Source organism: Streptomyces sp. NPDC002564 (assembly GCF_042889645.1).
In the GTDB taxonomy this organism is placed as follows: Bacteria; Actinomycetota; Actinomycetes; order Streptomycetales; family Streptomycetaceae; genus Streptomyces.
Map to the genome: position 1 here is coordinate 528,477 of NZ_JBIARE010000001.1, position 20,812 is coordinate 549,288.

Annotated in this window: 21 protein-coding genes; 16 read left to right on the forward strand and 5 right to left on the reverse strand. The window is 72.0% G+C overall.

The annotated features are described in order from the left end of the window. Positions 1 to 17: 17 nt before the first annotated feature. Complete coding sequence (locus ACFYXE_RS02555) at positions 18 to 2,009, reverse strand: caspase family protein (RefSeq protein WP_389308139.1); 1,992 nt, start codon at positions 2,007 to 2,009, stop codon at positions 18 to 20. A 111-nt stretch (positions 2,010 to 2,120) separates the two neighbouring features. Continuing rightward, positions 2,121 to 3,464 carry a M14 family metallopeptidase gene (locus ACFYXE_RS02560; RefSeq protein WP_361177383.1) on the reverse strand — a complete coding sequence of 448 codons (1,344 nt, stop codon included), beginning with the start codon at positions 3,462 to 3,464 and terminating at the stop codon, positions 2,121 to 2,123. Between the two features lie 156 nt (positions 3,465 to 3,620). Here ACFYXE_RS02560 and ACFYXE_RS02565 point away from each other — a divergent pair, with 156 nt between their 5' ends. Next, positions 3,621 to 4,955 carry an Nramp family divalent metal transporter gene (locus ACFYXE_RS02565; RefSeq protein WP_389308142.1) on the forward strand — a complete coding sequence of 445 codons (1,335 nt, stop codon included), beginning with the start codon at positions 3,621 to 3,623 and terminating at the stop codon, positions 4,953 to 4,955. Positions 4,956 to 5,065: 110 nt separating this feature from the next. On the opposite strand, the gene ACFYXE_RS02570 is transcribed toward ACFYXE_RS02565, so the two are convergent. After that, positions 5,066 to 6,112, reverse strand: coding sequence for a chitinase (locus ACFYXE_RS02570; protein ID WP_361177387.1), 1,047 nt, complete (start codon positions 6,110 to 6,112; stop codon positions 5,066 to 5,068). Between the two features lie 225 nt (positions 6,113 to 6,337). Here ACFYXE_RS02570 and ACFYXE_RS02575 point away from each other — a divergent pair, with 225 nt between their 5' ends. The 13 genes from ACFYXE_RS02575 to ACFYXE_RS02635 all read left to right on the forward strand — a co-directional run bounded on the left by ACFYXE_RS02575 (position 6,338) and on the right by ACFYXE_RS02635 (position 17,074). After that, a complete protein-coding gene (locus ACFYXE_RS02575; RefSeq protein WP_389309474.1) occupies positions 6,338 to 7,249 on the forward strand; it encodes a hypothetical protein in 912 nt (303 codons plus the stop codon). A gap of 104 nt (positions 7,250 to 7,353) precedes the next feature. Next, entirely contained in the window at positions 7,354 to 8,064 is a 711-nt protein-coding gene (gene cpaB / locus ACFYXE_RS02580) for a Flp pilus assembly protein CpaB (protein WP_389308144.1), read from the forward strand. Positions 8,065 to 8,074: 10 nt separating this feature from the next. Continuing rightward, positions 8,075 to 9,694: a CpaE family protein gene (locus ACFYXE_RS02585; RefSeq protein WP_389308146.1), complete on the forward strand. Its 1,620-nt coding sequence runs from the start codon at positions 8,075 to 8,077 to the stop codon at positions 9,692 to 9,694. Continuing rightward, entirely contained in the window at positions 9,691 to 10,098 is a 408-nt protein-coding gene (locus ACFYXE_RS02590) for a TadE/TadG family type IV pilus assembly protein (protein WP_389308148.1), read from the forward strand. Before ACFYXE_RS02585 ends, ACFYXE_RS02590 begins: the two co-directional genes overlap by 4 nt. Positions 10,099 to 10,152: 54 nt before the next feature. Next, complete coding sequence (locus ACFYXE_RS02595) at positions 10,153 to 11,490, forward strand: CpaF family protein (RefSeq protein ID WP_389308150.1); 1,338 nt, start codon at positions 10,153 to 10,155, stop codon at positions 11,488 to 11,490. After that, entirely contained in the window at positions 11,487 to 12,434 is a 948-nt protein-coding gene (locus ACFYXE_RS02600) for a type II secretion system F family protein (protein ID WP_389308152.1), read from the forward strand. The genes ACFYXE_RS02595 and ACFYXE_RS02600 overlap by 4 nt, the downstream gene beginning before the upstream one ends. 46 nt (positions 12,435 to 12,480) lie before the next feature. Beyond that, a complete protein-coding gene (locus ACFYXE_RS02605; RefSeq protein ID WP_389308154.1) occupies positions 12,481 to 13,368 on the forward strand; it encodes a DUF5936 domain-containing protein in 888 nt (295 codons plus the stop codon). 286 nt (positions 13,369 to 13,654) lie between these two features. Continuing rightward, a complete protein-coding gene (locus ACFYXE_RS02610) occupies positions 13,655 to 13,858 on the forward strand; it encodes a hypothetical protein (protein ID WP_389309477.1) in 204 nt (67 codons plus the stop codon). 53 nt (positions 13,859 to 13,911) lie between these two features. Continuing rightward, positions 13,912 to 14,463 (forward strand): pilus assembly protein TadG-related protein, encoded by a 552-nt coding sequence (locus tag ACFYXE_RS02615; protein WP_389309479.1) that lies wholly within the window; start codon positions 13,912 to 13,914, stop codon positions 14,461 to 14,463. A gap of 33 nt (positions 14,464 to 14,496) precedes the next feature. Next, a complete protein-coding gene (locus ACFYXE_RS02620; RefSeq protein WP_389308156.1) occupies positions 14,497 to 15,093 on the forward strand; it encodes a hypothetical protein in 597 nt (198 codons plus the stop codon). A gap of 4 nt (positions 15,094 to 15,097) precedes the next feature. Continuing rightward, entirely contained in the window at positions 15,098 to 15,811 is a 714-nt protein-coding gene (locus ACFYXE_RS02625; RefSeq protein WP_389308158.1) for an OmpA family protein, read from the forward strand. 35 nt (positions 15,812 to 15,846) lie between these two features. Beyond that, entirely contained in the window at positions 15,847 to 16,683 is an 837-nt protein-coding gene (locus ACFYXE_RS02630) for a class I SAM-dependent methyltransferase (protein WP_389308161.1), read from the forward strand. A gap of 28 nt (positions 16,684 to 16,711) precedes the next feature. Continuing rightward, the gene (locus ACFYXE_RS02635; RefSeq protein ID WP_389308163.1) at positions 16,712 to 17,074 is read left to right on the forward strand and encodes a winged helix-turn-helix transcriptional regulator; all 363 of its coding nucleotides are present in this window, start codon (positions 16,712 to 16,714) and stop codon (positions 17,072 to 17,074) included. A gap of 209 nt (positions 17,075 to 17,283) precedes the next feature. Here the strand turns inward: ACFYXE_RS02635 and ACFYXE_RS02640 are convergent, their stop codons facing one another. Next, positions 17,284 to 17,658, reverse strand: coding sequence for a DUF192 domain-containing protein (locus ACFYXE_RS02640; RefSeq protein WP_389308165.1), 375 nt, complete (start codon positions 17,656 to 17,658; stop codon positions 17,284 to 17,286). 410 nt (positions 17,659 to 18,068) lie between these two features. Between ACFYXE_RS02640 and ACFYXE_RS02645 the strand changes: the two genes are divergently transcribed. Continuing rightward, positions 18,069 to 18,656 (forward strand): hypothetical protein, encoded by a 588-nt coding sequence (locus ACFYXE_RS02645; protein WP_389308167.1) that lies wholly within the window; start codon positions 18,069 to 18,071, stop codon positions 18,654 to 18,656. Positions 18,657 to 18,749: 93 nt separating this feature from the next. On the opposite strand, the gene mgrA is transcribed toward ACFYXE_RS02645, so the two are convergent. Beyond that, on the reverse strand, positions 18,750 to 19,787 hold the full coding sequence (gene mgrA, locus ACFYXE_RS02650; protein WP_361180383.1) for an L-glyceraldehyde 3-phosphate reductase: 1,038 nt from the start codon (positions 19,785 to 19,787) through the stop codon (positions 18,750 to 18,752). A 129-nt stretch (positions 19,788 to 19,916) separates the two neighbouring features. On the opposite strand from mgrA, the gene ACFYXE_RS02655 reads away from it, so the two are divergent. Continuing rightward, positions 19,917 to 20,678, forward strand: coding sequence for an isoprenyl transferase (locus ACFYXE_RS02655; RefSeq protein ID WP_361180385.1), 762 nt, complete (start codon positions 19,917 to 19,919; stop codon positions 20,676 to 20,678). Positions 20,679 to 20,812 lie beyond the last annotated feature (134 nt).

A 20,812-nucleotide genomic window follows, 5' to 3' on the forward strand; every position in this document is an offset into this window, starting at 1 on the left:
CGGGGCCGGGTGCCCCCTCACGCCGGGACGACCGTGCGCACCGCCACCGTGCGGGTCGACCAGCGCCCCGGCGCGCCCCCGTCGGCCCGCCCCAGCTGCCGGGTGGCCAGCGGCCGCAGCCGCAGCACTCCGTCCCGCGCCGTACGGGGGTCGGCGCGGGACGCCGAGTGCCGGGGGTCCCACTCCGGGAGGTGGAAGGGCAGCGTGTTGAGCTCGCCCTCGGCCACGACGAGCTTGAGCCAGTCCCGTACCTGCGCGCCCGGCACGGCGTCCGTGCCCGGGGGGAGCGAGAGCTGCACGGGCTCGCCGTCGAGCGCGTGGCCGGTGCCGCCGGGCGCGATGAAGTGGCCGGGGAACAGCGCGGAGTCGGCGGCATAGCCGTCGGTGAGGTCGAGCAGCAGGCACCACAGCGGGCGGGTGGGGGAGCGGTTGTGCAGCCGGACCGACACCAGCGGCGGCCGTGCCCCCTCGGGCCCCGGCGTGTAGGGGCAGACGATCTCGCCGCTGCCGTCCGGCAGGAGCGCCTCGCCCTCCGGGGCGCCCCAGGGGGTGATCTCCACGCGGACGAGGCCGTCCAGCGGGGAGGGCCGGGAGGTCAGGTCCCGCAGTTGGTGCCAGCGCGTGAGGTGGACGAGGCAGTCGGCGACCCGCGTCGCGTCACCGGGGCCGGTGAGCGGCAGCGGCGCCACGAACGGGCTGCCGTCCCGGCGCAGCACGTGCGCCGATGTGCCCCGCACCGCCACCCGGAAGTGCAGGTCGGCGGCCTCCCGGGAGGTGTCGACGACGCGCAGCAGGGGGGAGGACGAGGCGATGACACCGCGCAACTGCCCCACTCCGGGCGGCTGTTCGGGGCCCGGGTCGGCCGCTGAGACCGTCACCGTCGCCGGGGGTGTGGCGAGCGCCGAGAGGGCCACCGGGTAGACACGCCCCGCGGACGGCCGCCAGTCGCCGAGGTCGACGAGGGTGCGGTGCCCGTGCACCGTCCGCGCCCGCACGACGGGCCCGCCGCGCGCCCCCTGCACCCCGCCTGCCCCGTTCACCCCGCCCGTCCCGGCCGACGTGTCCGCCCCGCCCGAGCCGTCCGCCCCGCCCACGGCGCCCTCCGCCTCCGCGAGCACCGTGAACTCCGTCCCGGAGGCCCCCGCCCCCTCCCGCAGCCCGTGCCCGCTGCCGCAGTCCACCTCCCAGCCGTCCGCGCCGTACCGCAGCAGATACGGGCTGGGCGTGCGCGCGACGGCGCCGCCGAGGAACGGCAGGTCCGCCACGCCGCCGGGCTCGGCCGGATACAGCACCGGCTGCTGCCCGCCGCCGCCCTGCTGGACCCGTGCGTCGGCCGCGGACAGGAGCTCGCGGTAGCTGGCGCCGGGGCCCGCCTCCCGCAGGACGCCGAGCAGTGCGTGGGTGAAGGCGCCGTGCCTGCGGCCCGCGAAGTCGCCTTCGTAGGAGAGCTGGTCGAGCCTGCTCGCGGCGAGCAGCACATGCCGTGCGGGCCCCTCGGGGACGACCAGGTCCCGGGCCCCGGCGAGGTCCCAGTGCGGGGCCGGTGCCGTCCAGCGGGCGGTCAGGTCGGCGTCCCGGGTGGCGCCCCCGGAGTAGCAGCAGTCCAGGACGGCGGCGGTGTGCGCGCCGCGTGCGGCGACCGCGTCCAGCAGGGCGCCGAGCCGTTTATCGGGCAGCGGTCCGTCCACGCAGACGAGGGCCTGGTTGTGGCCGGTGGCCTCGACGAGCAGGTCCGCGCCCGTCGCCCGGGACCGTGTGCCGTGCCCGGAGAACCACAGCAGCGCGGTGTCCTCGGGGCCCGCCGAGCCCAGGTGGCGTTCGACGGCGTCCACGACGGCGGCGACGGTCGCCGCCGCGTCCAGCAGGACGACCGTCCTTGCGGTACTGCCCGCGCGCTCGGCGAGCAGCCGCCGGGCCTCGGTGATGTCGTTGACGCAGCCGCGCAGCGGGGTGGCCGTCCGCGCCGGGTAGTCGTTGATGCCCACCATGAGTGCGTAGATCGTCCCCATGGCGGAGATTGTGGCAGCGCGGCCGACGGCCCGAGGGGGGAACGGGCAAGGTCCCGGGGGACGGGTGCGGCCCCGGACCCTGACCGGTCCGGGGCCGCGGCGCGGCGGGCGTCAGCCCGTGCAGTACTGCGCTTCCTTGCCGATCGAGCGGTACATGCAGTCCGCGTTCTCCAGGAGCTGCAGGACCGCGTCGCGGTTGCGGTTCGTCTCCCGCTCGATGACCTCGTCGGGCGGGTAGAAGCCGCCGGCGCCCGCGGACGTCGGGTACATCTCGAAGGTGTAGCTGAAGATCTTCTGGTTGCCCCACAGCCAGTCGTCGATCGACCCGTCGGTGATGTAGAGGTCACTGGACTGCTCGGGCGTGTAGCCGTTGCTCGCGGCCATCTTGCGGCCGACCGCCGCGTGCGCGTCCCGGTCGTCCTGGGTCAGGCCGGGCGCGGTGTCGTTGTACGTGTAGCCGTAGGGCCACAGGACCAGCTCGCTGTACGTGTGGAAGTCGATGCCGGCCCTGATCTGCTGCTTGCCGCCGACGACCCGGCTGCGCACGAAGTCCGCGACGACCTTGACCTCGGGGGCCGACTCGCCCCGGGCGCCGCGGTAGGTCTCCGAGCCCGTGGAGCCCGAGGAGCCGCCGCAGCAGCCCCACTTGAAGTTCCAGTTGCGGTTCAGGTCGGTGCCCACGTTCGACGAACCGCTGTTGGGCTGGCGGTTCTTGCGCCAGCTGCGGTACGAGCCGGTGGCGATGTCGTACTCGCCGCCGTCGGGGTTGAGGTCCGGCACGATCCAGATCTCGCGGGAGTCGACCAGCTTCTTGATGCGGGCGTCCGTGGTGTAGTCGTCGCCCAGTTCGCGCAGCAGGTAGAGGGCCATCTCCACGGTCAGGTGCTCGCGCGCGTGCTGGTGGTGGGTGAAGAGGACCTCGGGCTCGGCCTCGTCGGTGCCGACGTTGTCGCTGATCTTGAGGGCGACGATGTCCCGGCCGGAGTAGGACTTGCCGATGACCCGCTTGCTGATCAGGTCGGGGTGGGCCGCGATGCGCTGGTCGATCTCCGCGTTCATCTCGGCGTAGTTGTGGTACCTGGCGTCGGCGGACGGGAAGTCCTTGACCGTCACGCCCCGTCCGTCGGTGCGCTTCGGGGGACCGGCCAGGGCCTTGAGCTCGTAGCCGGACCCGCGCAGCGAGGCGGCCTCCGCGGCGTCCGCCGAGACGACCACCGAGCGGGCGTCCACCTCGTCGATGGTGATGCCCGTGCGGGCGAGCGCGGTGCGGGCGGCACGGTCGTCGGCCAGCGGGATCTCGTACTGACGGGTGTCCTCGTCGGCGGCCGTCGCCGCCTTCGGGGACGTCCGGTCGGCGTCGCCCGGCGCGGCGTTGGCGGTCAGCGGGGCCGCGACGGCGAGGGCGAGCAGGGCCGCGAGTGCAGCCGATCTCCGGCCGCGTATGCGGAGTCGCATGAAGTCTCCTCGGGGGTGGGGGGTTGTTCAGTGCGACGTGCGGGATGCGGGAGTGCGGGTCGCGCGGCCCCATCGTCGAGGCCTGGCATGCACTCGTCAACGCTGTCTTTGGCCAACCTCTTGTGCCGCGCGCCGCGATGCGCTTTCTTGATCGGCATGGCTGAAACGACTGGCAGTGGCACCGCCGCCGGCGCAGCGGAACCCCCGCTCCGCAAGGCGAGCTGGAAGTACGTCGGCCCCGGCATCGTCGTCGCGGCCACCGGGGTCGGGGCGGGCGACCTCGTCGCGACGCTCATCGCGGGCAGCAAGTTCGGCTACACCCTGCTGTGGGCGGCGATCATCGGCTGCCTGGTGAAGATCTCCCTGGCCGAGGCGACCGGACGCTGGCATCTGGCCACCGGCCGCACCCTCTTCGAGGGCTGGCGCACCCTGGGCCGCTGGACCACCTACTACTTCGCCGTCTACGTGGTCATCTGGGGCTTCGTCTACGGCGCGACGGCGATGTCGTCCAGCGCGCTGCCCCTGGTGGCGCTGTTCCCGGACGGCCCGAGCCTGAAGACGTGGGCGATGATCTGCGGCCTGCTCGGCCTCGCCTTCGTCTGGTTCAACCGGTACGCCGTCTTCGAGAAGGTCATGACGGCCGTCATCGGCATGAAGTTCCTGATCGTCGTGTACGTCGCCGTGCGGGTCGCCCCCGACCTCGGCAACGCCCTCGCGGGCCTCGCGCCGGTCCTGCCGGACGGCTCGCTGCTCTACACGCTGGGCCTGATCGGCGGCGTCGGCGGCACGATCACCATGGCGGCGTACGGGTACTGGGTGAACTCCAAGGGCTGGACCGACATCAGCTGGCTCAAGGTGATGCGCCTGGACAACCGCGTCGCGTACGTCACCACCGGCGTCTTCGTCGTCGCGATGATGATCATCGGTGCCGAGCTGCTGCACTCCACGAACGTCGCCCTGACCTCCGGCGACCGGGGCCTGATCGACCTCGGCCAGGTCCTGGAGGACAAGTTCGGCGCGGTCACCGCGAACCTGTTCCTGATCGGCTTCTTCGCCACGTCCTTCGGCGCGCTGATGGGCGTGTGGCACGGCGTGAGCCTGATGTTCGCGGACTTCGTGGAGCGGCTGCGGCGCGAGCGCGGCGCGGCGTCCGGGGCGCCGGACGCGAGCGCGGCCGAGGGGGACATGGTGGGGGAGGTCGCGGCGGGCAAGCGCGAGAAGTCGGTGCCGTTCCGGGCGTACCTGCTCTGGCTGACCTTCCCGCCGATGGGCCTGCTCTTCCTGGACGAGCCGTTCGGCCTGGTCATCGCCTACGGCGTGCTGGGCGCGTTCTTCATGCCCTTCCTGGCCCTCACCCTGCTCTGGCTCCTCAACTCCTCGCGCACCCCCGAGCAGTGGCGCAACGGCATCGTGAGCAACGTGATGCTGGCGGGGGCGGGCCTGCTCTTCCTGGTCCTGTGCGTGCAGCAGGTGCGCGACCTGCCCTGGTAGGAGCGGGCGGGGCGCGGGGCGTACGGCGGGAAACAGGCGGCGCCGCCGGGAAATCGGCAGCGCCGCCGGGGGAGCGGCGGCGCTGCGGTCTCTCGGTGCCCTGCGGGCGGCTACATGCCGTGGACGTGCGCGCCCACCGCGGCGGACCAGGTGCTGCCCGCCGTGGCGTCCCAGTTCGTCGACCAGGTCATCGCGCCCCGGATGTCCGGGTACGTCCTGGACGGCTTGAAGGAGCCGCAGCCCGTGCCCTTGGCCAGGCAGTCCAGGGCGTCGTTGACGACCTCCGGCGCCACGTACCCGCCGCCCGCCGCCCGGGAGGACGCCGGGACGCCGATGCCGACCTGCGAGGGCGCCAGGCCGTTCTCCAGCTGGATGCAGGCGAGGCCGGTGAGGAAGTCGACGGTGCCCTGGCTGTAGACCTTGCCGTCGCAGCCGAGCATCGAACCGCTGTTGTAGTACTGCATGTTGACCACCGTGAGGATGTCCTTCACGGCGAGCGCGGTCTTGAAGTACTCGGTCGACGGCGACTGCATGTCGATGGTCTGCGGGGCCATCGTCAGGACCAGGCCGGAACCGGCCTTGCCCGCGAGCGACTTGAGCGCCTGCGTCATGTACGTGGAGTTGAGCCCGTTCTCCAGGTCGATGTCGACGCCGTCGAAGCCGTACTCCTGCATCAGCCCGTACACCGAGTCGGCGAAGGCGGCCGCGGACGCCGGGTCGCTGACCGACACCGCGCCCTTCTCGCCGCCGACCGAGATGATCACGGACTTCCCGGCCGCCTGCTTGGCCTTGATGTCGGCCTTGAACTGATCGACGGTGTAGCCGCCGAGGCCCGCCGAGTCGAGGGTGAAGGTCACCTGCCCCGGCGTGCCGGTCGCGTCGGCGAAGGCCACCGCGATGATGTCGTACGCGTCCTGCACGTCACCCAGCTTCTGCACCTGGGCGCCGTTGTCGAAGTTCTGCCAGTAGCCGGTCACCGCGTGCTCCGGCACGGCGCGGGTGCCCGCGGCGGCCTTCGCGCCGCCCGCGGACTGCGTACCGGCCGATCCCGTGCCGGCGGTCGCGACGCCCCCGGCGAGGACGCCGGTGAGGGTGAGGGCGAGTGCGGCCAGGGCTCCGGTGAGGGCGCCCGTCCTTCTCCTGCGTGTGCGGTCCACTGCTGCCTCCGGTGGGGGGAGAGGTACGTCGGAACGGTGGCCACCGCCGTGCTGCTTGGTCGTACAAGCTGGTCCAGACCAATTGAGTTGTCAAGGGCTCAAGCATCACTTCCTTCCCGCCGGGATCACCCACCTCCACATGAACAGTGGGAAGTTGGGTGTTGAGGCGACCATGACGTGGATATGGTGCTGAGGCAGGAGTGCAGGAGACCGGGGGTGTACGCGTTGCCGACCGCCATAGCCGTCACCGGCCCCGATCTCGTGCTGCCCTCGCCCGACCGGCACACCCCGTCGGCCGCCGTCCTGCAGTCCGCCGTGCAGTCCCCGCGCACGTACGCGCTCGACCAGGCGATCACCGAGATGGACACCCTCGTCGAGCACCACGGCTACGTGGTCGTCCTGTGCCCGGCCTCCGCGCCCGCGGCCGTCGCCCAGCGGCTGTACGCGGTCCGCTCGGTCCTGGAGAGCGACCGCATCGCCATCGTCCGCTCCGACCTGCCGCCGCTCGGACTCGCCGTGCTCGCCCTGCAGTTGCGGCAGCTCTCCGTCTGCGACTTCAGCCCCGGCGTGCTGGCCTCCGCGGCCCGCCTGCTCTCCCACTACATCTACGCGGGCGCCCTGCTCGGCTCCGTCGCCAAGCTCGACCGGGTGCCCGTCAGCCTCCAGTCGCACGCCAAGTCCTGGGTGCCGGGCGCCCAGTTCGCGGTCCTCGCCACCCCGCGGCCCGAGCTGGTCAAGGTGTCCGGCGGCGACGGGGCCCGGCTGTCGGCCCCCGGCTTCGCCACCCGGATGCTCTACGCCCCCGGCTGCCTGCCCGCCGACTGGATCACCGGGACCCTCGCCCCCGCCTGGAAGTCCCAGGACGTCACCGAGGCCCGGCTGCCCGGCGAGTCCGAGCGCTGGTGGGCCACCGGCAAGCTCGTCGAGTTCGCCGCCGCCATCCCGGACATCTCCGTCCTCTACCAGCTGGTGTCCTCCGTCCGCCGCGACGACTGCCACTGGTGCGGCCTCGAACTCATCGGCGACCGCTGCGCGTTCTGCGCCGCCCCGCTCCCGCCGCCCGGCGAACGGCCCGCGCCACCCGTGCGGGCCCTCGCCGCGCGCGGCGCGACCGCCCTGCCCCGCGGCGCCACCTAGGACGGGACCGCCCGCCCCGCCCCTCGTACGCGACCGACGACCGCACGTGCGCCACCCCGCTCACTGTCCGTAGCCAACCGCACTCGATCGAGGTAGTCCGGCCCATGAACTCACGCCAGCGCCGCGGCGTCATCCTGCTGGTCCTGTCGGTCCTGTGCGCGTTCGGCGCGTTCGCGGGCGTCCTCTCGGTGATCCGCGACGTGAACTCGAAGGTGGGCCCCGAGGTCGCCGCGTACAAGCTCAAGGGCGACATCGCGCCCTACAAGGAGCTGACCACCGACCAGTTCGAGAAGGTCGAGATGCCCGAGCGGTGGCTCTCCGGCAACGCCGTCACCGACCTCGCCGACATCCGCGGCAAGATCGCCGTCACCCAGCTGCGCAAGGGCTCGCTGCTGCAGTCCGACATGATCGTCCGCAGGCCCAAACTCGGGCCCGGCCAGCAGGAGATCGCCATCATGATCGACGCGGCCACCGGCGTCGCCGGCAAGATCACACCCGGCTCGAAGGTCAACATCTACGCCACCTTCAAGGGCGAGACCGACAAGGCGAAGGACCAGTCCAAAGTCATCGTGGAGGGCGCCAAGGTGCTCGACGTCGGCAAGCTGACCCCGCTCGAACCCGACCAGGACGACCGCACCCGCCGCCGCGCCACGGAGGCGGTGCCCATCACCTTCGCCCTCGGCACCGCCGACGCCCAGCGCGTCGCGTACGCCGAGTCGTTCGCCACCCACGTCCGGCTCGCCCTGGTCGGCGCGGGCGGCGACGCGACCGTGCCGCCCAGGGACCGGACGTACACCCTCGACGAGGACAAGTAGGAGGTCACGTATGACCACTCGGATCCTCCCCGCCGTCGGCGACATCGACGCGGCCCGCGCGCTGTCCACCCTGGTCGGCCAGCTGCCCGACACCGAACCCGCGCCCCCCGTCGGCGACTCCACCGCGCTCCTCGACACCCTCGCGCGGCTCGCCGCCGAATCCGTCGAGGAACTGCCCGAGGTCGTCCTCGTGCACGAGCGCATCGGCCCCGTCCCGGCCCTCGACCTGATCCGCGACCTCGTGCTGCGCTTCCCCGCGGTCGGCGTCGTCCTGGTCACCGCCGACACCAGCCCGGGCCTGCTGACCGCCGCCATGGACTCCGGGGCGCGCGGCATCGTCGGCCTCCCGCTCGCCTACGACGCCCTCGCCGAGCGCGTCCAGGCCGCCGCCTCCTGGTCCGCCGGGATGCGCAGGCACCTGGGCAACGGCAACGGCGGCCTGGAGCTGTACGCGGGCGGCGCCGGGCCCGGCGGCGCGGGCACCGTCGTCGCCGTCAGCGGCGCCAAGGGCGGCGTCGGCACGACCGTGACCGCCGTCCAGCTCGCGCTGGCCGCGGGCGCCTCGGGCCGCTCCGTCGCCCTCCTCGACCTCGACCTGCAGTCCGGCGACGTCGCCTCCTACCTCGACGTGCAGTTCCGGCGCTCCGTCGCCGACCTCGCGGCGATCACCGACATCACGCCCCGCGTCCTCCAGGACGCCGTCTACACCCACGAGAGCGGCATCGGCCTGCTCCTGGCCCCCGCCGACGGCGAGCGCGGCGAGGAGGTCACCGACCGCGTCGCCCGCCAGACCATCGGCGCCCTGCGCGCCCGCTACGACGTCGTGGTCGTCGACTGCGGCGCCTACGTCACCGCGGCCAGCGCCACCGCGATCGAACTCGCCGACCGGGCCCTGCTGCTCGTCACCCCCGACGTCGTCGCCGTCCGCGCCGCCAAACGCGTGGTGCGCCTCTGGGACCGCCTGCAGATCCGCAAGGCAGAGGAGACCGTCACCGTCGTCAACCGGCACGGCAAGGGCGCCGAGATCCAGCCCTCCCTGGTCGAACGCGTCACCGGCACCCGCACCGCCCGCACCACCGTCCCCGCCGGCTTCAAGGAACTGCAGGCCGCCGTCGACGCCGGCCGCATGCAGGACCTCGACAGCCGCTCCACGGTCAAGCAGGCGCTGTGGGGCCTGGCGGGCGAACTGGGCCTGGTCGACCCGGAGGCCGCGGGCGGCGCCAAGCGCTCCGGACTCGCCCTGCGCCGGAAGGCGGCGGGCGGCGACCGGGGCGCGGTCACCCTGGAGTTCGCCGGCATGTTCCCGCTGCTCCTCGTCGTCATGACGATCCTCTGGCAGTGCGCGCTGTACGGCTACTCGTACTCCCTGGCCGGGAACGCCGCGGACGAGGCGGCCCGGGCGGCCACCGCCGCGTACGCCGCGGGGGAGGGCGCGGGCGGCGCCTGCTCGACGGCCGCCCGGGAACACCTGCCCGACGCCTGGCAGGGCGCCGACGTGTCCTGCACGGACGAGGGCGCCGTGTGGAAGGCGCGCGTCTCGGTCGACGTCCCCGTGTTCTTCCCGGGCTTCGACGCGGGATGGCACGTGGACGGGGAGGCGGGGGCGGCGAAGGAAGGGGACGACGGATGAGGCGGGTGCGCAGCGTCCGGGGGCGCGGCCGGGCCGTCCCGGGCCCGCGGCGGCGCCGCTGGGACGACCGGGGCGTCTCCATGCTGGAGTTCGCCGGATTCCTGCCGATCCTGCTGCTCGTCGGCCTCGCCGCGATCCAGCTCGGCCTGGTCGGCTACGCCGCCAACCAGGCGGGCTCGGGCGCCCGCGCCGCCGCCCGCGCCGCCTCGCAGGGCGACCCGGGGGAGGCCGCGGGCGCGGCGGCCATGGACGGCGACCTCACCGCCTCCGTGGGCGTCAGCCGGGGCGGCGCCACCACGACCGCCACCGTCGAGGTCCAGGTGCCCACCCTGCTGCCCTTCGTCGACACGGACTGGAGCGTCACCAAGGAGGCGACCATGCCCAACGACGACCCCGACGACTGAGCCCGCCCGCAGAGCCGCCGACTCCCGTACGTACGAAGGAGGTTGAACCCCGACATGAGCCTGCGGGACCGCGTCGCACCCACCCACCAGCCGGAGCCGAGCCGGGACGACGGCCTCGTCGCCGTCTACCGCGCCAAGCTCCTGGAGGAGATCGACCTCGCCGAGATGTCCTCGCTCGCCGCGGCGGACCGGCGGGTCCGCCTGGAGCGCGTGCTCGGCCACATCATCAGCCGCGAGGGCCCGGTCCTCTCCACCTCCGAGCGCGCCCAGCTGATCCGCCGGGTCGTCGACGAGGCCCTCGGGCTCGGCGTCCTCGAACCGCTGCTCGCCGACGCCTCCATCACGGAGATCATGGTCAACGGCCCCGACTCGATCTTCGTCGAGCGCGCGGGGCGCGTCGAACAGCTCCCGCTGCGCTTCGCCTCCGAGGAGCAGCTGATGCAGACCATCGAACGCATCGTCTCCACCGTCAACCGCCGCGTGGACGAGTCGAACCCCATGGTCGACGCCCGCCTGCCCACCGGCGAGCGCGTCAACGTGATCATCCCGCCGCTCGCGCTGACCGGCGCCACGCTCACCATCCGCCGCTTCCCCCGCGCCTACACGCTGCCCGAACTCATCGGCCTCGGCTCGCTCGACGAGCACATGCTGATGCTGCTCGCCGCGTTCGTCCGCGCCCGCTTCAACCTCATCGTCAGCGGCGGCACGGGCACCGGCAAGACGACGCTCCTGAACGCCCTCTCCGGCCTGATCCCCGCCCACGAACGCATCATCACCATCGAGGACTCCGCCGAGCTCCAGCTCCAGCAGGAGCACGTCATCCGCCTCGAATCCCGCCCCCCGAACGTCGAGGGCAAGGGCCAGATCACCATCCGCGACCTGGTCCGCAACAGCCTGCGCATGCGCCCCGACCGCATCATCGTCGGCGAGGTCCGCGGCGGCGAGACCCTCGACATGCTCCAGGCGATGTCGACGGGCCACGACGGCTCCCTGGCGACCGTCCACGCGAACACCGCCGAGGACGCCCTGATGCGCATGCAGACCCTCGGCTCCATGTCGGAGGTCCAGATCCCCTTCGAGGCCCTGAAGGACCAGATCAACTCGGCCGTCGACGTGGTCATCCAGCTCGCCCGGCACGGCGACGGCTCCCGCAAGGTCGCCGAGATCGTGCTGCTCGTCTCGCACGGACGCCAGCAGTTCCGCATCGTCCCCGTCACCCGCTTCGTGCCCCGCCCGCTCGGCGCCGACCGCGTGGTGCACGGCTGCTTCGAGCACCTGCCGCTGCCGCGCGAGGTCGCCGACAAGCTGTACGTGGCCAACGAACCCGTGCCGCCCGCGTTCGGCGTGACGGAAGCCGTCGACGCACTGAACACGAGGGAAGCCATCGGATGAACGACCCCGCCCTCCTCGCCCTCGGCGCCACGGTCCTGACCGGCACCCTCGCCGTCGCCGGCATCCACACCTACGCCTCCGGGCGCGCCCAGCGCCAGGCCCTGGTCGACCGCCTCGCGCTCGGCCCCGGCACGGGCGACGGCGGCCCGCCCGGCCGCGCCCGCCGCTTCGCGGCCGTCGACCGCCGGCTGCGCCGCACCCGGCTCGGCCGGTCCCTGCACCTGCGGCTCTCCGCGACGGGCCTCGACCTGACGCCGGGCGAGTTCTTCACCTACGTCGTCGCGGTCGTCGTCGCGCTCTGGCTGATCGCGGCGGCCACCCTCGCGCCGTTCTTCGGCCCGATCGCGGGCCTCGTGGCGGTGTGGGGCGCGGTGGCGTTCCTCAACTGGCAGCGGCAGAAGCGCATCGAGGCCTTCATCAACCAACTCCCCGACGTGGCCCGCATCCTGGCCAACGCCACGGCGGCGGGCCTCGCCCTGCGCACGTCCCTGGCGATGGCGGCGGAGGAGCTGGAGGCCCCGGCGGGCGAGGAGCTCTCGCACGTCGCCGACCAGTTGACGATGGGCCGTTCCATCGACGACACCCTCGGCGAGCTGGCCGAGCGCCTCCCCTCCCGCGAGCTGATAGTCCTCGTCACGACGCTCGTCCTGTCCAACAAGGCGGGCGGCACGGTGGTCAACTCCCTGCGCAACCTCACGCAGACCCTGGAGGACCGCAAGGAGACCCGGCGCGAGGTCCGCACGATGCTCTCGGAGGTCCACGCGACGGCCTTCACGGTCCCGCTGCTGGGCCTCGGCTCCCTGCTCCTCATCAACTCCTCGAACGAGGGCGCCCTGGAGCGCGTGACGGGATCCCCGCTCGGCCAGACCCTGATCCTGATCTCGCTCGGCCTCTACGCGGTCGGCTTCTTCGTGATCAGACGCCTGGGCAAGATCGAGGTCTAGCGCCCACGATGACCCGAATCAGCCGAAGGGAACGGGAGTTACGGTGATGGCGCTGGTGCTGGCGGCGGTGATGGCCCTGGCCGTGGCGGGCGTGTTCCAGGGCATCCGCATGTACCGCGCGGACGCGAAGCTGCCCTCCGACCTGGCCGTGGCCCTGGAGGTCGGCGCGACCCGCGTGTCGGTGGCGGACTCGGCGGTGGACCGGCTCGGCATGCGCTTCGCCCCCCTCGTCCTGCGCGTGATGGGCCCGCGAAGGGTCGACGCCAAGCGCCGCAGGATCGACATGGCGGGCAACCCGGGCGGCCTGACGATCGACCGGTACGCGGCGCGGCGGGCGGTCTACGGCGTCTTCGGCGTCGTCCTCGGTCTGGTCTTCCTCACCAACGGCTCGCCCCTCTTCGGCCTGCTCACCCTGGCCTTCGGCGCGGTCGCGGCGGACGCGCTGATCTGGCAGGCGATCCGCGAACGCCGTGAGGTCATCGACCGCACGCTCCCCGACTTCCTGGACGTCCTCGCGGTCGTCGTCTCGGCCGGCCTGGGCTTCCGCCAGGCCCTGGACCGGGTGGCCGAGCGGTACGAGGGGCCGTGGGCGGACGAACTGCGCATCACCCTGCGCCAGATGGACATGGGCGTCAGCCGCCGCCAGGCCTTCGACGACCTGCGCCGCCGCAACGCGTCCGAACAGGTCGCCCAGTTCGTCTCCGCCCTCCAGCAGGGCGAGGAACTGGGCTCCCCGATCGCGGACACGCTCATCCAGCTCGCCACGGACATGCGCCGCACGGACGCGCAGAACTCCCGTCGCAGGGCGGCGAAGACGATCCCCAAGGCGACCATGGTGACGCTGGTCTTCATGCTCCCGGCGACGATGATCCTGATCGCCGCGGGGATGTTCCTCGGCTCGGGCTCCGACTTCGGCTCCATCCTGGGCCGTTGACATGGGCGGACCCCGTACGGCAACACCGACTTCGCGAAAGGCCTTCGCGGATGCAACTCGATGTGGGACAGTCAGGGCTGAGTTCACGGTTCGCGTGAGGGGACTTCGTGCATGGTGATCTCACCGAGGGGGAAGAGAACCCGCCAACTAGCGGGCGCCGCGCCCCGGATACTGCATACGTTGCGCAGAGTTGCTGCCGATGCACGCCTTGTGGCGTACGTTGCCTCTGACCACAAAGGGCGCGGTATCGGGTGGGAGAGAAGGAGCCGTCGTGCTGAAGGAACGCGTGCTCGGAGTCTGGTGCGACTGGACGGTCACGGTGGCGTCCCGGGTCCGGGGGAGGGACCGGGATGCGGGAGCGGGGTTCGTGGAGTATGCGGGGCTGATGATTCTTATTGCGGGGATCTTCACGTTGATCGACCAACTGGGCCTGGACGGCACGATCTCCTCTGCCATCGGGGACGCGGTCGACGACGTGGTCGGCGGCTGACGGCCGCGGTCCGCCACGGCGACCGAGGGCAGACTCTCCCCATCTACATCTGGCTGACGGGGATTCTGCTCTTCGTCGCCTTCGCCTTCTTCGCGTTCGCCCAGGCCGCTTCCGCCCGCAACGGCGCCCAGTCGGCCGCCGACGCGGCGGCGCTCGCGGCGGCCCAGGACGCCAGGGACGAGCTCGTCGACGGCCTCGAGCTGTCCATCGGCGAGAGCGACGACTGGCTCGACTGGCTGCTGGGCGACCGGTTCACCGGTGCCGGTGCCCGCGGCGCGGCCGACGCGCTGGCCGCCGACAACGACGCGACCGTCATCGGTTTCGGCCCCACCGAGGTGAACGGCCACCCGGGCTTCCGCGCGGAGATCGAGACCAGGTACACCGTCGGTGACTCGATCATTCCGGGCACGGAGTCGAAGCACGCCAAGGCCGATGCCACCGCCGTCATCGCACCGCGCTGCGACGTCGGCCCGGAGGCCGATCCGGACAAGCCCGTGGAACTCATCTGCGACGGCGGCGATCCCATCGAGATCGACCCGGACGACTTCGAGCCGGGCGACCTCCCCGACGCGTCCGTCCTCTTCGCCGTGCACCTGGCCGACTGACAAGCGATGGACGAGAGAGGGGAAGCCGTAGCAATGAACATTCGGCGCACCACGACGACCCGCAGGGCAATGACCGCTGTGGCGATCACGACTGGGCTGGTCCTCGCGGTCGCCGGCTGCGGCGGTGGGGGAGACGACGACAAGCCCGAGAAGTCCGGGTCCTCGTCGTCAGCGGCGGAGAAGGGCAAGGACGACGAGAAGCCGAAGGAGAACGAGAGCCCTCCGGAGGACGAGGCTCTCGCGGAGACCAAGGACGGTGACCTCGGCGTCACGATCACGTCGGCCCGCAGGGACGGGGGCGGCTTCGTCACCGTCTCGGGCACGGTGACGAACAACGGGAGCCGCTCGTGGATGGGTGCCGACTGGGCCAGCGACGAACGCGAGTTGCGTTCCAACGGCGGTTCCTTGTCGGGCTCCAGCCTGGTGGACACCGGTGGGAAGAAGAAGTACCTCGTCCTCAGGGACACGTCGGGGCGCTGCCTGTGCACCAAGTTCAACGGTCGGGTGAAGCAGGGCGAGACGGCCAGCTGGTTCGCCCAGTTCCCCGCCCCACCCGAAGGCACCACCAAAGTCACCTTCCAAGTCGGCGCCATGCCCCCCGCCCCCATAGAGATCTCCGAGGGCGAGTGACCCCATGACCCACCTCCCCCTCACCCGATCGCGATCCCGGTCCGGGTCGCGCCCCCGGCCCGGGCCCCGCCCGCGCACCACCACCCTGGCCGCCGCCGCGACCCTCACCGCCCTCGTCCTCTTCGCCCCGCCCGCCCTCGCCGACGACGACCCCGGCGCCCCGCCGGGCAGCACCACCACGTCGCCGCCGCCCGAGGTCGACTCCAACAGTCCCGGCCTCAAGCTCGCCGACGGGGCCACGCTGGCGCCCGCCAAGGTGCTGGACATCAAGTCCGTCGTCGAGGACCTCGGCGGCGAGGAGCGGCGCGAGGACACCAACACCGACGTGAAGTTCGCGCTGCAGGCGGAGGTCCTCTTCCCCAAGGACAGCTCGAAGCTGAACCCGGAGGCGAACGCCCGGATCAAGGCGATCGCGGAGGAGGCCAGGGCCCAGAAGGCGACGGACGTCCGCGTCTTCGGCTTCACGGACGACCTCGGCTCCTACGGGCACGGCAAGAAGCTGTCCCGGGCCCGTGCCGAGGCCGTGCACGACGAGCTGGCCACCCACCTCGGCCCCGAGGTCACCTTCTCCGTGCGCGGCTACAGCGAGGACTACCCGATCGCCGACAACGGCTCCGAGGAGGGCCGCAAGAAGAACCGCCGCGTCGAGGTGTCGTTCCCGCGCGGAGCGTCGGACGGCGGCGCAGGGGCGGCGGGGAGCCCGACGGCGAAACCCTGATGTGCCGGGGGCGTCCCCGATGTCAGGATTGCCCCATGAGCCCCGACGCCACCCCCCGCACCCCTGGCACCTCCCGCACCCCCCGAGCCCCCCGCACCTTCGACGACCTCGTCGCCGAGGCCGAGGCCGCGCCCACCGAAGGGTGGGACTTCTCCTGGTTCGAGGGCCGGGCCACCGAGGCGCGGCCCTCCTGGCGGTACGCGGAGGCGATGGCGGGGCGGCTCGCCGGGGCCTCGGCGAGCCTCGACATCCAGACGGGCGGCGGCGAGGTGCTCGCCTCGGCCGCCGTCCTGCCGCCGCTCGCCGTCGCCACCGAGGGCTGGCCGGCGAACGTCGCCAAGGCCACCGCCCTGCTGCACCCGCGGGGCGTCGCGGTCGTCGCCTCGCCCGAGGACGCGCCGCTGCCGTTCGCCGACGGCGCGTTCGACCTCGTCACCAGCCGCCACCCGGTCAAGGCGCACTTCGAGGAGATCGCCCGCGTCCTGCGCCCCGGCGGCACCTACTTCGCCCAGCACGTCGGCCCCGCCAGCGTCTTCGAGGTCGTCGAGTACTTCCTGGGCCCGCAGCCCGCCGAGGTCAGGAACGGCCGCCACCCCGACCTGGAGCGCGCCGAGGCCGAGGCGGCCGGCCTGGAGGTGGTGGACCTGCGCGCCGAGCGGCTGCGGATGGAGTTCCACGACATCGGCGCCGTCGTCCACTTCCTGCGGAAGGTGGTGTGGATGGTCCCCGGCTTCACCGTGGAGGCGTACCGTCCGCGCCTGCGCGAACTGCACGACCGGATCCAGGCGTCGGGCCCCTTCGTCGCGCACAGCACGCGCCACCTCTTCGACCTGCGCAAGCCGGTGGACGAGCCGGTACTGTCGGAGGGGTAAGTGGCCCCGGAATCCCGAGGAGTTGGTCGTGCCGAAGGTCAGGGGGACGTACACCTGCGGGCTCGATGTCGCGGTGGACGTGGTCGGCGGCAAGTGGAAGCCCATGATCCTCTGGGCGCTGCACGAGGGCGTGACGCTGCGCTTCGGCGAGCTGAGGCGGCACATCGCCGGTGTCAGCGAGAAGGTGCTGACCCAGCAGCTGCGCGAGCTGGTGTCCGACGGCATCGTGCACCGCGAGGTCTATCCGGAGGTCCCGCCGAAGGTCGAGTACTCCCTGACCGATCTCGGCGAGTCCCTCAACACCGCCCTGGTTCCCCTGGGGTTGTGGGGCGATCAGCACATGCACCAAGTGATCGCGCACAAGACCGCGGCCGCGGAAAGCGTTGCGTAGCCGATCAATTCGGGCAAGGCGCACTGATCGCGCGGAACTCCCAGAAGGTGACGTACGCCCCGGAATTGAAGCCATGATTCCGCATCGTTATCAATACTGGCTCGATCCGCCCGTCGCCTTCCCGTAAGTTCAGACCAAGGCTAATTCGCGTGAGCAAATCGCGCGTGCGGTGCCGCGCGGTGGAGGGGGCCGCGCGGCACCGCGAGCCCTCACCCGGCGCCCTGCGCCCCGCCGTGCACGACGATCAGCGCACCCGGCCGTACGCCCCACCCGGCCATCGCCCCGGCCTCCGCCTCCAGCACGTGCCGGGCCCGCGGGCGCGGCAGTCCGATCCGCCCCGGACGCATCGTCCGGACGGACAGGACGCGCAACGCACGGTCGAGATATGCCACATCGATGGCGAACCGCATCCGCACGGTGTGCACACTGCTCGCCGGCGTCAGGAGCAGCGCCCCCGGCAGGCCCGTGCGCCCGAGCAGTCCCCGGTGCCGCGCCCGCGCCGAGTCCGCGATCTCCAGCGGGACCGGCCCGGAGAGCTCCGGCGGGCCCCCGGCCGTGGGGGTGCTGACCGTCATCGTCGCCATGCCCGCGAAATTAGCGCCGCGCGCACCCGTGGCGTCAAGCGCGCGATCCTCCGGGGGGTCCCCCGTGGGAGGTACGGCCCCGCCCGGCCGAAATCCGCCCTCGAACCCCTGATTCCGCCGGTAGAACGGGATCGCGCAGTCGTCGGCCGGTCTCGGAGAGTAGTTGTGGCACGCCGATGCACCCATCCGCACTTACGAAGGGTTATGGTGGAAACCCCCCCTCGGGCCGGTCCATCTCCCCCCCATGGACCGGCCCGATTTTTTTGTGCCACGGCGCGGGCGGCCCGCATGCCCGCCGACCGCCCCCGTGAAAGAGCACGAAGGGGCGCCAAGAGGTGCGAAGGGCCGCAAAGGATCACGGAAGACCGCGGAAGATCACGGAAGATCGGCATCCGGATATCGTCAGGGACATGTCGAACCCGCACCCCCCACCCTCCGCTCCCCAGCCCGGCCCGCCCCCCGGCACCCAGCCCGGCCCGCCGCCCCCCGCCGCCCAGCCCGGCCTCCCCACCTACAACGGTCCGGCCCAGGACCCCGCCCACGCCTACGGGCCCGGCCCTGGACACGGACACGGCTACGGACACGGCTACGGACACGGCTACGGACAGGGATACGGCTACGGCTACGGCCCGATGCCTCCGCAGCAGATGCCCGGGGTCGTCCGCACCGCGCAGATCATCATCTGGACCCTCGCCGGTCTCACCGTCCTAGGCGGCGCCGCCCTGATCGGCCTGGCCAATCCGGAGACGGCGGGCGCGGCGATCGGCGTGAACATCTGCCTGCTGGTCGCGGCCGGCATGGCCTTCCGGTTCGGCAGCGCGGGCCAGGGCATCCGCGTCACCTGCATCGTCCTGATGAGCGTCCAGATAGTCCTCGGGCTCGGCGGCGCCTCCTCGGGCAACCCGGCCGGGCTGCTGCCGATGCTCGGCGCGATCGCCACGGTCATCCTGCTCTCGCAGAGCGCCGCCGGCGCGTGGTTCAAGCGGCCGCGCGCCTGACCGGGCGCCGTCCCGCCCCTCGGGACGCACGGGAGCCCCGGAGTGCAACCATCCACTCCGGGGCTCCCGTGCATCCCGGGGGGCGCGTCCCGGTCAGCTCCGCCCGGCCCAGATGTTGGTGCCCGGCGTCGACACGGCGAACGTGTCGATCGCGGTGAGCTCCTCGTCCGTCAGCTTCGGGCCCGCGAGCGCCGCCACGTTCTCCTCCAGCTGCTTGACGCTGGACGCGCCGATCAGCGCGGAGGTCATCCGCTCGTCGCGCAGCACCCAGTTGAGGGCGAGCTGCGCGAGGGACTGGCCGCGGCCCGCCGCGATGTCGTTCAGGCCGTTGAGACGGCGCACGACCTCGTCGCTCAGGAGCTGCGGGTCGAGCGACTTGCCCTGCGTGGCCCGCGAGCCCTCCGGGATGCCCGTCAGGTACTTGTTCGTGAGCAGGCCCTGGGCCAGCGGCACGAAGGAGATGCAGCCCATGCCGGCCTGCTCCAGCGTGTCGAGCAGCCCGTCGTCCTCGGTCCAGCGGTTGATCATCGAGTACGACGGCTGGTGGATGAGGGCGGGCACGCCCATCTCCCGCAGCAGCCGCGCCGCTTCGGCGGTCTGCTCGCTGTTGTACGAGGAGACACCCACGTAGAGCGCCTTGCCCTGCTGGACCGCCGAGGCGAGGGCGCCCATCGTCTCTTCCAGCGGGGTGTCCGGGTCGAAGCGGTGGGAGTAGAAGATGTCGACGTAGTCGAGACCCATCCGCTCCAGCGACGCGTCCAGCGAGGACAGCAGGTACTTGCGGCTGCCCCACTCGCCGTACGGGCCGGGGTGCATCAGATAGCCGGCCTTCGTGGAGATGACCAGCTCGTCGCGGTACGCGGCGAAGTCCTGCGCGAAGAGCTTGCCGAAGTTGAGCTCGGCCGAACCGGGCGGCGGCCCGTAGTTGTTCGCCAGGTCGAAGTGGGTGACGCCCAGGTCGAAGGCGCGGCGCAGGATCCCGCGCTGCGTCTCCAGGGCCTTGTCGTCGCCGAAGTTGTGCCAGAGGCCGAGCGAGACCGCGGGCAGCTTCAGGCCGCTGCGGCCGGTGCGCCGGTACTCCATGGAGTCGTACCGGTCCTGTGCCGCGCGATACAGAGACGTGTCGTTCATGGGTACGAAGCTACTTCAGCGCCCTGCCACCCGACTGTGGAGGGATGCTCGAGCGGCGGTAGGGTGTCGCCCTCGGGGTTGCTCTGGGCGCGCCCCTTGAGGACCGCCATCTCCTGGAGGCTGACACACGTGAACCTGCGCGACCTGGTGTACGGACTTTACGCACGCCGGGTGGAAGGCCGCCTCGACCACGACCAGGTGCCGAAGCACATCGGGGTCATCCTCGACGGCAACCGTCGTTGGGCGAAGGCTGCGGGCGGGACCACCGCAGAGGGTCACCAGGCGGGCGCGCACAAGATCGAGGAGTTCCTCGGCTGGTGCGCGGAGACGGACGTCGAGGTCGTCACGCTGTGGATGCTCTCGACCGACAACTTCGACCGCCCGGACGACGAGCTGAAGCCGCTCCTGGGCATCATCGAGGCCACCGTCCGCTCGCTCGTCGCCGACGGCCGCTGGCGCGTGCACCACGTCGGCGCGCTCGACCTGCTGCCCGCCCACACCCAGATGGTCATGAAGGAAGCCGAAGAGGCGACCCGCCACAACAAGGGAATACTGGTCAACGTGGCGGTCGGCTACGGCGGCCGCCAGGAGATCGCCGACGCGGTCCGCTCGCTGCTCCTGGAGCACGCGGACCGGGGCACCGCCCTGGAGGAGGTCGCGGAGAAGGTCGACATCGACCAGATCTCCAAGCACCTCTACACCAGCGGCCAGCCGGACCCCGACCTGGTGATCCGAACGAGTGGTGAACAGCGGCTGTCCGGGTTCATGCTCTGGCAGTCCGCTCACTCCGAGTACTACTTCTGCGAAGTCTTCTGGCCGGCCTTCCGGAAGGTCGACTTCCTGCGTGCGCTGCGTGATTACGCGGCGCGCCACCGCCGTTACGGGGGATGACCCCCGGCTGCCCCTGAGGTCGGGGTAACCCAGAGTTAACCAACGCGTCGTCATATGCCCTGGCATGGCTGCGCATGTTCGAGGGAATACCCCTTCCAGGTCGACGTCCGCGCAGTGTCCGAAAGGGACGTCGT

Excerpts from the sequence above, each read along its gene's own strand:
- ACFYXE_RS02595 (WP_389308150.1), top strand. The coding sequence starts at position 10,153 with ATGAGCCTGCGGGACCGCGTCGCACCCACCCACCAGCCGGAGCCGAGC.
- mgrA (WP_361180383.1), bottom strand. The coding sequence starts at position 19,787 with ATGAACGACACGTCTCTGTATCGCGCGGCACAGGACCGGTACGACTCC.
- ACFYXE_RS02630 (WP_389308161.1), top strand. The coding sequence starts at position 15,847 with ATGAGCCCCGACGCCACCCCCCGCACCCCTGGCACCTCCCGCACCCCC.
- ACFYXE_RS02555 (WP_389308139.1), bottom strand. The coding sequence starts at position 2,009 with ATGGGGACGATCTACGCACTCATGGTGGGCATCAACGACTACCCGGCG.
- ACFYXE_RS02625 (WP_389308158.1), top strand. The coding sequence starts at position 15,098 with ATGACCCACCTCCCCCTCACCCGATCGCGATCCCGGTCCGGGTCGCGC.
- ACFYXE_RS02565 (WP_389308142.1), top strand. The coding sequence starts at position 3,621 with ATGGCTGAAACGACTGGCAGTGGCACCGCCGCCGGCGCAGCGGAACCC.
- ACFYXE_RS02640 (WP_389308165.1), bottom strand. The coding sequence starts at position 17,658 with ATGGCGACGATGACGGTCAGCACCCCCACGGCCGGGGGCCCGCCGGAG.
- ACFYXE_RS02600 (WP_389308152.1), top strand. The coding sequence starts at position 11,487 with ATGAACGACCCCGCCCTCCTCGCCCTCGGCGCCACGGTCCTGACCGGC.
- ACFYXE_RS02585 (WP_389308146.1), top strand. The coding sequence starts at position 8,075 with ATGACCACTCGGATCCTCCCCGCCGTCGGCGACATCGACGCGGCCCGC.
- ACFYXE_RS02590 (WP_389308148.1), top strand. The coding sequence starts at position 9,691 with ATGAGGCGGGTGCGCAGCGTCCGGGGGCGCGGCCGGGCCGTCCCGGGC.
- ACFYXE_RS02645 (WP_389308167.1), top strand. The coding sequence starts at position 18,069 with ATGTCGAACCCGCACCCCCCACCCTCCGCTCCCCAGCCCGGCCCGCCC.
- cpaB (WP_389308144.1), top strand. The coding sequence starts at position 7,354 with ATGAACTCACGCCAGCGCCGCGGCGTCATCCTGCTGGTCCTGTCGGTC.
- ACFYXE_RS02560 (WP_361177383.1), bottom strand. The coding sequence starts at position 3,464 with ATGCGACTCCGCATACGCGGCCGGAGATCGGCTGCACTCGCGGCCCTG.
- ACFYXE_RS02605 (WP_389308154.1), top strand. The coding sequence starts at position 12,481 with ATGGCGCTGGTGCTGGCGGCGGTGATGGCCCTGGCCGTGGCGGGCGTG.
- ACFYXE_RS02620 (WP_389308156.1), top strand. The coding sequence starts at position 14,497 with ATGAACATTCGGCGCACCACGACGACCCGCAGGGCAATGACCGCTGTG.